Origin of the sequence: Catenulispora acidiphila DSM 44928, assembly GCF_000024025.1 — a bacterium.
Classification (GTDB): Bacteria; Actinomycetota; Actinomycetes; order Streptomycetales; family Catenulisporaceae; genus Catenulispora; species Catenulispora acidiphila.
Genome location: NC_013131.1, coordinates 3,963,006 through 3,976,813, shown reverse-complemented (window position 1 = coordinate 3,976,813; position 13,808 = coordinate 3,963,006). Strand labels below are relative to the sequence as shown.

Here is a 13,808-nt window from a genome sequence, read left to right as displayed (position 1 = left end):
ACCGCCGCCTAGACGCCGCGGACGGAGGCGGCCATGGGCTTGACGGCGTCCTCTGCTCGAAGATCGGGCAACCTGGGGACCAGCGGTCCGGCCATTCCGGTGGTGACCAGGGCCATCAGCACCATCATGGTGAACATGCGGGTGTCCAGGACTCCCAGGTTCAGGCCGACGTTGAGGATGATCAGCTCGGTCAGGCCGCGGGTGTTCATCAGCAGGCCCAGGGTGCTCGAATCGCGCCAGGACATGCCGAAGGCACGGGCCGGCAGCCCCGCGCCGAGGAACTTGCAGACGCAGGCCACGACGACGATCGCGCCGAGCTCGGCCACGCCGCTGCCGCCGAGCTGGGTGACGTCGATCGACAGGCCGGTGATGATGAAGAAGATCGGCATGAGCAGGACCTTGACGTGCTCCATCGGCTCCTGGACGCGGGTGCGCAGGGTGCCGGTCGCGCCGCGCGGCATCACGGCGCCGAAGACGAACGCGCCGAAGATCGCGTCCAGCCCGACCCACTGGGTCGCGTAGGCGGACAGGAACACCCCGGCGCCGAGCACGGTCATCGGCATCGTCGCCTCGCGCGCGTCCGCGGCCAGCCAGGCGACCAGGCGGCGCAGGAGCGGCTTGACGATCAGGAACATGGCGGCCAGGTAGATCGCCGAGTAGACCAGCACGCGGGTCACGCCGGACTGGCCCTGCGCGGCGGCGACCGCGGTGACCACGGCGAGCATCCCCCACGCCAGCATGTCGCCGGCGGCGGCGCTGGCCAGCGCGATGACGCCGACCTCGGTACCGCCGAGCCGGTGCTCGACGATGATGCGCGCCAGGACCGGGAAGGCGGTGATGGACATCGCGACGCCGACGAACAGGATGAAGGCGGTGCGGTCGACGTGGTGGCCGCCGACCGTCATGTGCCCGGCGTAGAGCCAGGCCGCCAAGCCCACCCCGCAGGCGAAGGGCAGCGCCATCGCCGAGAGGGCCACCGTGCCGATCAGCCCCCGGCGGCCGCGGATCACGCTCACGTCCAGCTCCCAGCCCACCAGGAACATGAACACGACGATCCCGACCTCGGCCATCGAGGACAGCAGGGGACGCACGTCGGTCGGGAACAGCCGGGCCGGCAGGTCGCCGCCGAACAGGCCGAGCAGGCTCGGGCCCAGGCAGATGCCGGCGGCGATCTCGGCGATCACCGCGGGCTGGCGCAGCCGCCGGCCGGCGACCGACAGCACCGCGGCCACGATCATGACCACGGCGGCGCCGGCCAGCGCCAGTGCGACGGCCATCGCGGGAGTGTGGTGGGGCATGGCGTTTTCCCTTCCCTAGCGAGACGAACCGGGCGGCGGCACCACGGGTGCGCGCCGTCGGACCCGCCGGTCCGGGCCGGTGGCGCGGCGGACCGGCGGATCGAATCAGGGTTCTTCCACCGACGGTGGCGGACCTGATGTCGGGACCCTGGTGCCGCGGTGTGGCGCGGCCTCGGGGCTTGGTGTCAGCTCTGGTGTCAGGACGTTCGGGACTGCCGGGTCAGGACATGGTGAAGCGCGTCGCGGCGATGGCCGCCGCCTGCTGGAAGATCATCTGGCCGGTCAGGGTGTAGCCGGTGATGACTCCCTGGGAGGTGAAGGTGCCGCCGTCGGCGCTCAGCGTCGCGTGGTGGGACAGGTGCGCCACGCCGCTGATCTTGCCGGTGGCCGGGTCGAAGAGCTGCTCGTGGGCGAAGAAGGTGAAGGTGGCGGCGCCGGTGGGCGTCCAGGAGCCGATGATGGTGCGGCCGGAGCCGTTGGCGCCGGTGAGCAGCCCGTCCTGGTGGAACGCGGCCTGCACGCCCTGGTCCAGGACGTTGCCGGCGGTGTCGTAGACGGTGACCTGCCAGGTCCCGAAGGCGGTGTGGCAGGCGGTGGCGGCCGTGGGCGAGCCGGTGGCGGCCTCGGCCGAGCCGGCGGAGCCGACGACGGCCAGGCCGGCCGCGCCGGCCACGCCGGCGGCGCCCGCACGGCGCAGCAGGGAGCGGCGGTCGACGGCGGTGGACGGGGATGGGGACATGGAAACCTCCTGCGATGGCGACCGGTCGGTCGCGGGTGGTGGATGGGCGCCGCCGCGCCGCTTTCGTCGGGGCGGGCGCGGCGGCGCCGGTGGGAGCACCCGGTGCCGGCGCGGCTTCAGCCGGCACCGGGTGCGTTCGGGCGTCCGGAACGGGGAGGGGGACCCCGCCGGAGTTCCGGTTTCGCAAGCCCGGCCGGGGCGCGGGTCGGCGGGGACGACGCCACGGCCGGGAGCATCGCGGCGCTCAGGCAGCCGCCGGGGCGCCGGGGCGACCGGGTCCGCCGGGACCTGCGGGACCGCCGGCTCCGCCCGGACCGCCGGGACCGCCCGGACCGCCGGCCGGCGGCGTCGGCAAGGCGCCGACCGCGCGCAGCACGGTCAGGTCGTCCCGGACGGCCCAGTTGTCGGTGATGCGGCCGTCGGCGACCCGCAGCATGTGCATCGAGCGGATCACGACCGCGTTGCCGGTCGCCGGGATCGCGCGCGGACCGGCCTGGAACACGCCGGTGTGCGTGCCGGTCAGCTGCACGTGGATCGAGACGATGTCGTCCTCGGCGACGCTCGCGAGGATCTCGTGCTTCAGGTCCGAGAAGGCGGTCTGCAACTGGGCGCGGACCTTCAGGAACCGCGCCGGGCCGCCGTCGCCGGGCGCGTTGTGGTCGCGGTAGTCGGCGGCGAACGCCTCCTGCGCGAAGTCCTCGGGGGTCTGGCCCGACAGGATGCCGATGGCCTTCTCGACCAGGGCCTTGTTAGCGGTGGTGGACATGGGTGCCGGCCTTGCCTTTCGTTCGCGGGAATCAGGGGTCTGTTTCGCGGGGGGGGGCGAGGGCTCAGCTGAAGTCGGCGACGTGGTCGCTCGCCCACTGCGCGAAGGGCAAAGCGGGGCGGCCGAGGATCTCCTCGACCTGCGGGCTGATGAAGGCCTCGTGGCCGACCGAGTGCTCCTGCAGGGTGAGCATCGTGTCCACGACGTCCTCCGGGAAGCCGGTGCCCTCCAGCGTGAACTTCTTGGCCACCTCGCGCGGGATCTCCTCGAAGGCCAGGTCGCGGCCCAGCGCCTGGCCGATGCTGGCGACCATCTCCTCCCGGGTCAGCGACTCCGGGCCGGTGAGCAGGTACACCGAGCCGGCATGGCCGTCGGAGGTCAGGGCCTTCGCGGCGACCGCGGCGACGTCCTTCTCGTGGATGACCGAGGTGGTCGACTTGGCGTACGCGCCGCGCACCATGCCGGTGAACTTGATCTGCTGAGCCCACGCGCCGACGCAGTTGGCCGCGAACTCGAAGGGCCGGATGATCGTCCAGGGCAGCCCGGAGCCGGTGACCGCGTCCTCGATGGCCTTGTGCCAGTCGGCCAGCGCGTTGTGGTGCTCGGACTCCTCGTCCTGGACCGCGCCGGAGGACAGCAGGACGATCCGGGTCACGCCGGCCTCGCGGGCCAGCTCCATCAGCCGGTGGGTACCCTCGCCGAGTGCGATCGGGTTCAGGAAGACGGCGCTGACGCCGTTCAGGGCCTCGGCGAGGGTGTCCGGGTCCGAGGGGTCGGCCTGGACCGCCTCGGCGCCGGCCGGCAGAGCGGCCTTGGCGGGGTCGCGGGTGACGGCGCGGACCGCCTGGCCCTCGGACAGGAGCATCTCCACCAGCGGGCGGCCGACGTTTCCGGTGGCACCGGTGACGAGTATCAAAGGAGTCTTCCGTTTCTTGAGAGGTTTTCGGGATGGACGAAGTACCGGCGCCGTCCCCGTGGGGCATGACGCCGGATGGTTCTGTGCTGCGGGTTCGCCGAGGTGCGGAAGGTGCGCGGGGCGCGAAGACGCTGAAGCGCCTCAGCCGTCCCAGTAGTGCGTCTGGTGCGGTTCGTCGGCGAGGGCGCCGAGCGTGCCCTTGAAGAAGATGAGCGGGTCGCGGCCGCGCGCCGCGCCGAGCTCGACCACCTCGCCGAGGTAGATGGTGTGGTCGCCGCCGGCGAACTGGCTGACCAGGGTGCAGGCCAGGAACGCCAGCGCGTCGGACAGGACCGGGGTCCCGGCGATGGAGCGCTTGTGCGGCACGTCGGACAGGTTCGCGGTCTGCTTCCCGGCGAACTTCCAGGCGACCTTCTCCTGGCGGCCGGCCAGGAAGTTGACGGCGAAGGCGCGGCGGTCCTCGACCATCGCGCGCAGCCGGGAGTCGTTGTGCAGACAGAACAGGACCAGCGGCGGGTCCAGCGACACCGAGGTGAAGGAGTTCACGGTGGTGCCGCCGCTCTCGCCGCCGGCCTCACCGCTGGTGATCACGGTGACGCCGGTGACGAAGTGGCCGCACACCTGGCGGAGCATCGTGCCGTCTATCGGTTGGACCGAGTGCAGGTGCGTAGCGGGCAGTGCTGCGGTCACGGCTTCCCTTTCGGGTCGGACGGAGCCGGATGATCAGGCCCGCGGTGGGCCCGGCGCGATCACCAGCGCTCGACGTTGGTGTATTTCGGCTTCCAGATGCGGCGGTACACCACGCGCGCCGGCGGCGGCATGATGCTCAGGATCGTCTTCTCCCCCTCGGCGTCCACGCCTTCGGACAGCCACGGCATGAACTGCGCGGCCGAGGACAGCTTGGTGGCCTTGCGGATGTCGGAGACCACGGCCTTCCACTCGGCGTCGGACAGCGCCTCGCCGATCATCGGCATGGCCTCGCGCTCCTCGTGCTCGAGGTGGCCGCCGAGCTTGTCGGTCATCTCCTCGATGACCGCGCCGGCGCCCTCGCCGCCGTGCGCGAAGGAGTGGTTGACCGCCTCCAGCAGCGGGTCGATGAGCGCGTGTTCGGCGTCCATCGCGTCCAGGGTGGACTGGGCGGCGCTGCTCCCGGCGAGCCGCTGGCGCAGCCGCGGCCACAGGAAGCGGTCCTCGTGCTTGTGGTGGATGAGCAGCTGGTTCTCGAAGACCGCCCAGCCGTTCAGGATGGACTGGCGGCGCTTGGGGTCGCGCAGGTTGGCCGGGCTGGCCGCGCGCGCCATCCGTTCCAGGTCGCGGCGGAAGGCGTCGTGCGCGGCCTGCATGGCGATCAGGCGGTCCCCGGGGCCGTATTTGGCGGCCCCGGTGCCCGGAAGTGCGTTGTTCGTCATGTGAACACCTGCTTCGGTTCGCTGATATCGGGTCAGGCTGCCGGCGGGCCGCCGTGCGGTCCGCCCAGCGGCCGGTGGGCGGTGATCCGGTGTTTGGCGGCCAGCCCGCTCATCCGCTCCCAGTCCGGCGGCGCCGGTTCGGCCATCAGGGTGCTGAGGTCGGTGAAGAAGTCCTCGATGCCGCCGGGGGTGGTGACGCAGAGCATCTTGCTGGGCTGGTGCCAGGTGTTGAAGAAGGAGTGGCCGCGGCCGCGCGGTCCGTAGACCAGCACGCCCTGGGGCGCGGCGTGGATCGTGTCGTCGATCTTGACGTCGAACTCGCCCTCGATGACGAAGAAGGTCTCGTCCATGTCCTCGTGGACGTGGAAGATCGAGCCCTCTCCGGCTGGGACGCTCACTTCGTAGTAGGAGTACAGCCCGCCGGTGTCCTGCCCGGTCAGCAGGAACCGCGCGGCTTCCTCGCCGCCCCACCGGATCGGGTCGACGTCGGCCAGAGCGACGACCTTCTCCGGCAGGCTCGGGAACGCGGGTATCGCAGTCATCGGTGATCCTCGTGGTCGATGCCGGTGGGCCGCTCTCAGGCCCAGGCCTTCTCCGCCGGGTCGATCTCCCGGACCTTCTTCGGCAGGGCGAACATGCCGAGGAACACCAGGAGCAGGTCCCCGATCATCCAGACCAGGGTGACCCCGAAGCCGCGCCAGAAGTCCTCGCCGGCGGCGGACTGGCTGCTGGTGGTCAAGATGGCGGTGACCTGGCCGGCGGTCGCGGGGTCGACCCCCATCTGGACGGGATTCTTCTGGCAGCTCGGCGGGACGGAGGTCGGGTCGGTGGCCGCGGAGCGGTCGCGGATGCAGGTGCCGAAGTCGGCCACCACACCGTCCACCGCCGGTCCCGGGAGTCCGGCCGCGCTCAGGGTGCTGCGAAGCTTCGGGGTCACGGCGTCCACGGCCTTGTGGGACTGGGTGTTCAGCTGGGAGAAGAAGATCACGCCGATCAGCGCGATGCCCAGCGCGGCGCCGACCTGCTGCACCGTGCTGAACACGCCCGAGGCGCTGCCGGCGTCCGCGGTCGGGACGTCGGAGAGCACCAGGTCGGTGATCGGCGCGACCACCAGCCCGAACCCGACGCCGGCGACCAACAGCGGCGGGATCATCTCCCAGGTGGTGATCTTGGTGCCGAAGTGCGCCGCCATGTAGATGAAGACCGCGAAGCCCGCCGCGTTCAGCAGCGCGCCGGCCATCAGGACCTTGCGGCCGAACTTCGGGGTCAGCACCTGCACCGAGGCGCCGGCCGCGGGCGCGGCGCCGAAGGCGAAGATGATGCCGGTCAGCCCGGAGTGGATCGGGGTCCAGCCCAGGCCGATCTGCATGTAGAGGGTCCAGACCAGGAAGAAGCCGGACAGCGCCACGTTGAAGATCAGCCAGACGCTCAGCCCGGCGTCGAAGGACCGCTGCCGGAACAGGCTCAGGACCACCAGCGGCGACCCGGCCCGGCCGGTGCGCCACCGTTCGTAGAGCACGAACACGATCAGCACCGGCGCCGCCGCGGCCATCATCAGGTAGCCCGACAGCGGCCAGCCGTCCGAGCGCCCCTCGGTCAGCGGGTAGGCGACCAGGACCACGGCGGCGATGGCCAGCACCATGCCGAACAGGTCCAGCCGGGGCGCCGTCGGGGACTTGGACTCCCGGATCACGAAGTACGCCGGGATCAGCGCCAGCAGCCCGACCGGCAGGTTGACCAGGAAGATCGGCCGCCAGTGCAGGTTGTTCACGTTCCACTGGACCAGCAGGCCGCCCAGGATCGGGCCGAACACCGAGGCCGATCCGACGATCCCGCCGAACATGCCGAAGACCTTGCCGCGCTCGTTCGGCGGGAAGGTGACGTGGATGATCGAGAGCACCTGCGGCACCATCAGGCCGGCCATCGCGCCCTGCGCGAAGCGGGCGCCGATGAGCTCGCCAGGGGTCTGCGCCAGTCCGCACAGGACCGAGGAGGCGGTGAATCCGAGCACGCCGACCATGAAGATCAGCTTGCGTCCGAAGATGTCGCCGAGCCGCCCGCCGGTGATCAGCATCGCGGCGAAGGACAGGGCGTAGGCCGCGACGATCCACTCGATGTCGGAGTACCGGGCGTGCAGGTTGTCCTGCATGCTCGGGATCGCGACGTTCACGATGGTGGCGTCGAGCAGGTCCATGAACGCGGCGATCAGGATCACCGCGAGCGCCAGCCAGCGCTTGGGGTCCAGGTGCGACCAGTCTTGGAGCGGCGCTCCCTGGACGGACTTCGCGGGGTCGGAGGGGTTCGGCGGAGCGTGGGTGTCATGCACCACGGCTGGTCTCCCTATATCCTGGAGCCGAGAGGTTTGACCGCTAAGTATCTTGGTCACTGAGATACTTAGACTCTAAGAGAGGTGATTCACGCGTGTCAATCGACCCCCCTGCCGGATCGGATCCCACGACCGCGGCGGGCCCGGACTTCGCCGGCGGCGCCGTCCCCGCAGGCGAGGCCAGGATCCGGGACCTGATGGCGGCCACCGTCGAGCTGGCCCTGTCCTCGGTCGCCCTCACATCCATGGGCGCCTCGCTGATCGGAATGCATCCCACGGACATGTTCTGTCTGTGGCACGTCACCGAGAGCGCCGCCTCCGAACCAGTGACCTCCGGCAAGCTCGGCGAACTCACCGGACTGACCAGCGGCGCCATCACCGGCGTCATCGACCGCCTGGAAGCGGCCGGCTTCCTGCGCCGCGAACGCGACACCCAGGACCGCCGCAAGCTCTTCCTGGTCCCCGTCCCGGAAAAAGTCGGCCAGATCTACGAGCTCTACGCCCCCCTGCACGAAACCTTCCGCGCCGCCGAAGCCCGCTACGACGAAAAGCAGCAGGAACTGATCCTGGCCTTCCTGCGCACCACCACCGAGCTCATGCGCCACAACGTCAACACCATGCGACAAGCCCGCAAGGAAGAACGCCGCAACGGCACGGCGGGCTAGCCTCCAGCGGCACCGCCGGCGGCCGCCCTACCGTCCGCCGGCCGCCGCTTGGTCAGGCCCACCCAGCACGAGAAGAACCGCGAGGGCGGGAGAATCAGGGCTCGGAGTGGGCCCGAACGAGCGCCGCCGGCAACACTGCCGGTTTCGCGCTCGGCTGGTGGCAGCACAGCGCTGTTGGCAGTACAGCACTGTTGGCAGCACAGCCCGTTCCCCAGATGTTCGGTCCGGTGCACAGGTTCCGCCGTCGTCAGCGATGCCAGCCGGGTCGGTGCGCGCCCCTCACCGCCCCGACAGCACACTGTGTTCCGCTCGCGGTGCAGCAGATTTCGCTTCCGGCACACCGCTCTCGGCACACCGCTTCCGGCACCGACGGCACAGAATGTTCTGCCCTCGTTGAGCCACATTTCGCTTCCGGTGCACCACTTCCGGCGCCGACGGCACAGAATGTTCCGCTCTCGTTGAGCCATATTTCGCCTCTGGCACACCGCTTCCGGCGCCGACCAACCCGCTTGTTCTGCTGAGGTTGTGATGCGTTGCGCCACATTTCACCTCCGGCGCAGCGCCTCCTCGGGCGCAGCGCCTCCGCCGCCGCGAGCGTCGCCGGTCAGGCGCGGGACTCCGCGGCCTTCTTCACCGCGGCCAGTGTCGCGTCGATGTTCGCCATGCGGATGGCGACGCGGTCGCGGCCGGCCACGCCGGAGCCCAGGGCGATGCGGCTGGAGAGGATGGGGCGGCCTATCTGCTCGGCGAACTCGGTCACGGTGGTGCCGCCGTCGCGTGGCTCCAGGATGTAGCCCCAGCGCATGGCGGATTCGTGGACTTCGAAGGTGAAGCGCGAGGGTGCCTGGTAGTCGGTGACTGTGCAGGTGGTGGCCCAGCGTGCGAGCCCTCGCTTGTTGCGGCCCTTGAACTGGGCTCCTGGGCCGGGCGGGGACTTCCATGTGCCGCCTTGGTTCTCCAGGCTCCATTCGCCGTAGCGGGTCGGGTCGGAAATCAGCTTCCAGACTCGCTCGGGCGGGGCGTCCACCCAGATTGTCGCCTGTTCCATCGATGCTCCTCAGTCCGCGGAGGGTCTTGGGGACATGGTGGCCCCGTCGTGTGACGGGGCCACCAAGGGGGTTAGAGCAGTTTGCGAACCTTGCGTCCGGCCTTGAGGATTCCCTTCAGGAACTCGCGGCCCAGGTCGTGCATTTCGCCCGGGCTCTTCACCGAGGCCCAGTACATGAACTTCGCCATGGTGAAGGTGGTCGGGTGCACGAAGGTGTGCTCGGGGTCCTTCCAGCCGAAGGTGGGGTTGATCAGGTCGCAGTCCTGGACCATCGTCATGATCTGGTTCGCGGCCTCCTTCGAGGTCAGCTCGCCGACCTCGTGCTTCTCGCAGATCTCCGCGGTGCGCTCGAGCATGTTCTTCACCGTGGTGCTCTCCGGCCACCACAGACCGGTGTGCTCGGCGTCCTCCAGCTCCTGGAAGTACTTGTCCTCGCCGGTCTTCAGGAACAGCATCCGGGCGCGGGTCAGGCGCATGACGCCGGGGGTGATGAACGCGCCCCAGACGCGGAACACCGAGTTCCACAGGTCGAAGTCGCTGAAGGAGATGAATGAGCTGTTCACCAGGTCGTCGTTGTACTGCAGCAGCCCGCGCTCCAGCTTCTCGACGTACTCGAAGCGCTCGGCGGAGAAGTCGCCGTCCTTCATGCCCTGCAGGATCCGGTACGCCAGGGAGTTGATGACCTCGAAGGTGTTGGACAGGCCGCGGGAGAACAGCGGATCGATGAAGCCCGCCGCGTGCGACATCAGACACCAGCGGTCGCCGATCGAGCGCGACGAGGAGTACTGCAGCCGGTCGGTCGAGACCCACTCGCGCACCTTGTGGGCGCCCTCGAACTGCCGCTTCACCGCCGGATACTGGTCGAGGAAGAAGTTGAACTCCTCCTCGGCGGTCATGTCCTTGTTCTTCGGGTACGTGCGCTCGTCGATGGTGAGACCGACCGAGCACAGCGGGTTCGTCGAGTCCTTGTAGCTGTCGAAGGGGATGATCCAGAACCAGCCCCGGTCTATGAGGTGGTGCATCGTGCCGTTGTGCCAGCGCATCGGCGGACGCACGCTCGCCGGGTGGTCGACCACGTCGTCGAACGGCTTGATGCCGATGTAGTGGCTGAACATCGAGCGCGAGTGGTGCTTGAACCGGGCCGGCTGCTCGCGCAGGCCGTACTTCTCGGCCAGCGGCGAGCGGAAGCCGGAGGCGTCGATGAGGTACTTGGCGCGGAAGACCTCGCCGTTCTGGCCGGTGACGGTCACGCCGTCGTCGTCGAAGTCCAGATCCGCCGCGCGCCAGTACTGCCGCGTGGTGACGCCGTACTTGGCCGCGACGTTGAACATGTAGGAGTCGCTGTCCTGCCGGAACAGGTGGCTGGCCTGAGTCAGCACCTTCGGGATGGCCAGCTGCGTGGCCTCCTTGGGGTTCGGCTCCTTGCCCGGCTCGTGCCGCATGAAGCCGAAGTGGCCCTTGCTGCCGAAGGACGGCCCGATGTTCTTCGTGCTGGCGCCGATACTGGCCAGATTCTTGATCTCCGGCACGTCGAACCGCTCGGCCAGAATGTGCAGCCACTCCACCAGCTGCGGGATCATCGACTCACCGACCGCGAAGCGCGGGTGCGCCGAAGCGTCGACGAGCACGACGTTGCAGCCGTTGTGCTGCAGAATCGCCGCGGCGGTGGAGCCGGCCAGGCCGGAGCCCAGGATGAAGACGTCGCAGTGCTGGACCTTGCCTTCACCAGGCGCCTTGCCGGTCGCTGTGACAATGGTGGACATGTTCACTCCCATCGAGTAGCGGGGTTGGGTGAATACGGGCCGAACCAGTGCGCCAGGGCCGCGCGGGGATCGCCGTCCAGGCCGGCCGCCCAGGCGACATAGCCGTCAGGGCGGATCAACACCGTGTCCGGCACACTGTCGTCGGCGCCGGCGCCGTCGCCGGGGACGACGACGCGCGCCGCGATCAGATCGACGCGATCGGACCAGCCGCTCGCGAACCGACTCAGGACCATGCGACGCCGAGCCTGCCCGGACAGATCGAGCAGCACGCCCCGGGCAGCACGCAGCGCGGCGGTGGTGCTCTCCGGCCCGACGCCCTGGTCCGGACCGATGGCGCCGGACAGCGCCAGGTGCGGCATCCGGAGTCCGACGAGCTGGTGATCGGCGCTACCGGAATCACTCGCGCGCGCGCCGGAAACGCCGCCGCCGCTTGCGAAATCGCCTCCGCCGGCGCGCGAGAGAGCATTGCTGCCACCGGAAGTGCCGTCGCCGACACCGGAAATGCCGCTGCTGCCGCTGCCGCTGCCGCTGCCGCCAGAATCGCCTCCGCCAGCAGCAGAAACAGCGCCGCCGACACCGGAAACGCCTTCGCCGCCGGTGACATCGTTGATGCCGCCGGAAACGCCGCCGCTGCCGCCGCCAGAATCGCCTCCGCCAGCAGCAAAAACAGCGCCGCCGCCACCGGAAACGGAGCCGCCCGAAGCACCGCCGCCGTCCCGGCTCCGCCCCGCGCCGTAGCGGATGTCGAGTCCGGCCACGGCGGCGCCGAGACGCGTGCGCGCGACCGCGTGGCCGAGTAGTTCGCCGAGCACGGTGCGGACCGGCTCGACCTCGGGGCCGCCGAGCAGCAGGGTCGCCTGGGCCTCGATGTTGTCCAGGACGGCGCGGCCGACCTGGTGGCGTTCGGTGTGGTAGGTGTCGAGCAGGCCGGGCGGGGCGGTGCCGCGGGCTTCGGCGGCGAGCTTCCAGCCGAGGTTGGCGGCGTCTTGCAGGCCCAGGTTCAGGGCCTGGCCGCCGATCGGCATCTGCTTGTGCGCGGCGTCCCCGGCGAGCAGGACGCGGCCGCGGCGGTAGTGCTCGGCTTGGCGGCGGGCGTCGCCGAAGGCGTTGCGCCAGGTCGGCACGCCGTGGCTGATGTCCTCGCCGGTGACGCGGTGCCAGGTCTTGGCGATCTCCTCGAAGGCCGGGTCGCCGGTGCGCGGCGCGGCCTCGGCGCCGAACTCGTGCACCATCACCCGGGTCACCCCGGCGCGGGTGGCCGCGATGGCCAGTCCGGCCGGCAGGCGCTGGAAGCGCCGGGCCGGCACGTCGATCCCGGCGACGTCGGCACGTACCAGCTCGCGCCGGGCGTCCCGGCCGGGGAAGGCGATGCCGGCCAGCTCCCGGACCGTGCTGTCCTCGCCGTCGCAGCCCACGACGAACGCCGCCGCGAGCTCGCCGGAACCGTCCGGATCTCCCGGTACCTCCGGGCCCTGATACCGGACGACCACGCCGTCGTCCGACTCCGTCAGGGCACTGACTTCGCACCCCATGCGCACCTCGGCGCCCAGCCCGACGGCCCACCGGGTGAGGATCGCGACCAGCTCGGTCTGCGGGACCTTCCACTGCCCCGGATACCGGCTGCGCTGCTCGCCCAGGTCGAGCGGCAGCCCGCCGAAGTGTCCCATCGGGTCGTTCGGCGGGCTGCCGACCGCGGCGAGCAGGCCGCGCTGGTCGAGCAGCTCCATGGTGCGGGCGTGCAGGGTGGAGGCGCGGGACTCGGTCGAGGGTTCGGCGCGGCGTTCCAGAACCGTCACCCGCGCGCCGCCCAGCCGCAGCTCGCCGGCCAGCAACAGGCCGACCGGTCCGGCGCCGACCACGACGATCCGCCGGTCGCGCCCCGTCCGCGGCGCCATCTCAGGACCGCCGGGCCTCGGCGTGGTCCTTGGCGTAGCCGAGGGTGTCGCCGCTGTTGCCGCTGAGCGCCTTCTTCACGAAGTCGCGCGCCTGGGCCAGGCCGGCGTCCGGCCCGAGGACCGCCTTGATGTTCTCGGTGTTGATGACCACCGTGTGCTGGGAGGTGGCGTAGACCGAGTCGCCGGCCTCCTCCAGCAGCCAGTAGCCGGTGTGCACGGTCATCAGCGCCGGCAGCGTGGTCTGCTTGTAGACGATCTTGTTGTTCGGGAAGCACACGCGCACCGACTTCGTGGTGTGCGTCGAGCCGTCCTTGGTCCGCGTGTCCATCTCCAGGACCTGCAGGCCCGGCTCGTCCTCGGTCAGCTCCACGCGCGCGACGTGCGCCAGCCGCTCCTTCCACAGCCCGGCCTCGTTGAGGAACTCGTACACGTCCTTCAGCTCGCCCTGGATGCGGACGGTGTCCTCGAAGGACATCAGCAGGTCCTCGTTCGGGCCCACGATGCGCTCCACGTTGGCCTTCAGCGCCGCGAGCTCGGACCGGCTGTTGCGGTCGACCGCCTCGTCGATCCACTTCAGGCTTTCCGGGTCGTCATCGACCGCCCGGTAGTCGTGCAGCAGGCGCACCTTGCACTGCTCGGCGTCGATCGTCTCCACGATCCAGGTGCCGCCCATCGCCGCGACCGGTGCGGTGGTGACCTCCTGGCGGAACTCGATCCGGCGCAGCGCCGGGTCCAGGACGCGCCGCGAGGTCCAGTTCTTGGCCGCGCCGTTGGCGGTGGCCCAGATCCGGATGCGCTCGCTGTTCCCGGACAGCTCGACGCGCTCGGCGTGGACGGTCGGCGGGAAGATCCGCGGCCAGTTCTCCACATCGGCGATCAGCTGGTAGACCGCGTCCGCCGAGGCGCTGATCATGATCTCGTGCTCGACTTTCTTCAGGCCGATCTGAGTCATGCGTGTTCTCCTTTCAAACAAAGCGCGATGA

The 13,808-nt window shown here is 70.2% G+C and carries 13 protein-coding genes; 1 reads left to right on the top strand and 12 read right to left on the bottom strand.

The window, feature by feature from the left end; translation table 11 throughout:
- Window positions 1-8: 8 nt before the first annotated feature.
- The 8 genes from CACI_RS17695 to CACI_RS17660 all read right to left on the bottom strand — a co-directional run bounded on the left by CACI_RS17695 (window position 9) and on the right by CACI_RS17660 (window position 7,457).
- Entirely contained in the window at window positions 9-1,298 is a 1,290-nt protein-coding gene (locus tag CACI_RS17695; protein ID WP_015792196.1) for a cation:proton antiporter domain-containing protein, read from the bottom strand.
- A 220-nt stretch (window positions 1,299-1,518) separates the two neighbouring features.
- Window positions 1,519-2,037 carry a hypothetical protein gene (locus CACI_RS17690; RefSeq protein ID WP_015792195.1) on the bottom strand — a complete coding sequence of 173 codons (519 nt, stop codon included), beginning with the start codon at window positions 2,035-2,037 and terminating at the stop codon, window positions 1,519-1,521.
- 244 nt (window positions 2,038-2,281) lie between these two features.
- Complete coding sequence (locus CACI_RS45715) at window positions 2,282-2,803, bottom strand: ester cyclase (protein ID WP_015792194.1); 522 nt, start codon at window positions 2,801-2,803, stop codon at window positions 2,282-2,284.
- 64 nt (window positions 2,804-2,867) lie between these two features.
- Window positions 2,868-3,719: an SDR family oxidoreductase gene (locus CACI_RS17680; RefSeq protein ID WP_015792193.1), complete on the bottom strand. Its 852-nt coding sequence runs from the start codon at window positions 3,717-3,719 to the stop codon at window positions 2,868-2,870.
- Between the two features lie 141 nt (window positions 3,720-3,860).
- Window positions 3,861-4,409: a flavin reductase family protein gene (locus tag CACI_RS17675; protein WP_015792192.1), complete on the bottom strand. Its 549-nt coding sequence runs from the start codon at window positions 4,407-4,409 to the stop codon at window positions 3,861-3,863.
- Between the two features lie 59 nt (window positions 4,410-4,468).
- Window positions 4,469-5,128, bottom strand: a complete 660-nt coding sequence (locus CACI_RS17670) for a hemerythrin domain-containing protein (protein ID WP_015792191.1) — start codon at window positions 5,126-5,128, stop codon at window positions 4,469-4,471.
- A 32-nt stretch (window positions 5,129-5,160) separates the two neighbouring features.
- Window positions 5,161-5,670: a cupin domain-containing protein gene (locus tag CACI_RS17665; protein ID WP_015792190.1), complete on the bottom strand. Its 510-nt coding sequence runs from the start codon at window positions 5,668-5,670 to the stop codon at window positions 5,161-5,163.
- A 35-nt stretch (window positions 5,671-5,705) separates the two neighbouring features.
- Entirely contained in the window at window positions 5,706-7,457 is a 1,752-nt protein-coding gene (locus CACI_RS17660; protein ID WP_015792189.1) for an MFS transporter, read from the bottom strand.
- A gap of 92 nt (window positions 7,458-7,549) precedes the next feature.
- Here CACI_RS17660 and CACI_RS45710 point away from each other — a divergent pair, with 92 nt between their 5' ends.
- Entirely contained in the window at window positions 7,550-8,119 is a 570-nt protein-coding gene (locus tag CACI_RS45710) for a MarR family winged helix-turn-helix transcriptional regulator (RefSeq protein WP_015792188.1), read from the top strand.
- Between the two features lie 604 nt (window positions 8,120-8,723).
- On the opposite strand, the gene CACI_RS17650 is transcribed toward CACI_RS45710, so the two are convergent.
- The 4 genes from CACI_RS17650 to CACI_RS17635 all read right to left on the bottom strand — a co-directional run bounded on the left by CACI_RS17650 (window position 8,724) and on the right by CACI_RS17635 (window position 13,777).
- Window positions 8,724-9,167, bottom strand: coding sequence for an SRPBCC family protein (locus CACI_RS17650; RefSeq protein ID WP_015792187.1), 444 nt, complete (start codon window positions 9,165-9,167; stop codon window positions 8,724-8,726).
- Window positions 9,168-9,238: 71 nt separating this feature from the next.
- On the bottom strand, window positions 9,239-10,930 hold the full coding sequence (locus CACI_RS17645) for an NAD(P)/FAD-dependent oxidoreductase (RefSeq protein ID WP_015792186.1): 1,692 nt from the start codon (window positions 10,928-10,930) through the stop codon (window positions 9,239-9,241).
- A 2-nt stretch (window positions 10,931-10,932) separates the two neighbouring features.
- A complete protein-coding gene (locus CACI_RS52465; protein WP_015792185.1) occupies window positions 10,933-12,825 on the bottom strand; it encodes an FAD-dependent monooxygenase in 1,893 nt (630 codons plus the stop codon).
- Between the two features lies 1 nt (window position 12,826).
- The gene (locus CACI_RS17635; RefSeq protein ID WP_015792184.1) at window positions 12,827-13,777 is read right to left on the bottom strand and encodes an aromatase/cyclase; all 951 of its coding nucleotides are present in this window, start codon (window positions 13,775-13,777) and stop codon (window positions 12,827-12,829) included.
- Window positions 13,778-13,808: the final 31 nt, after the last annotated feature.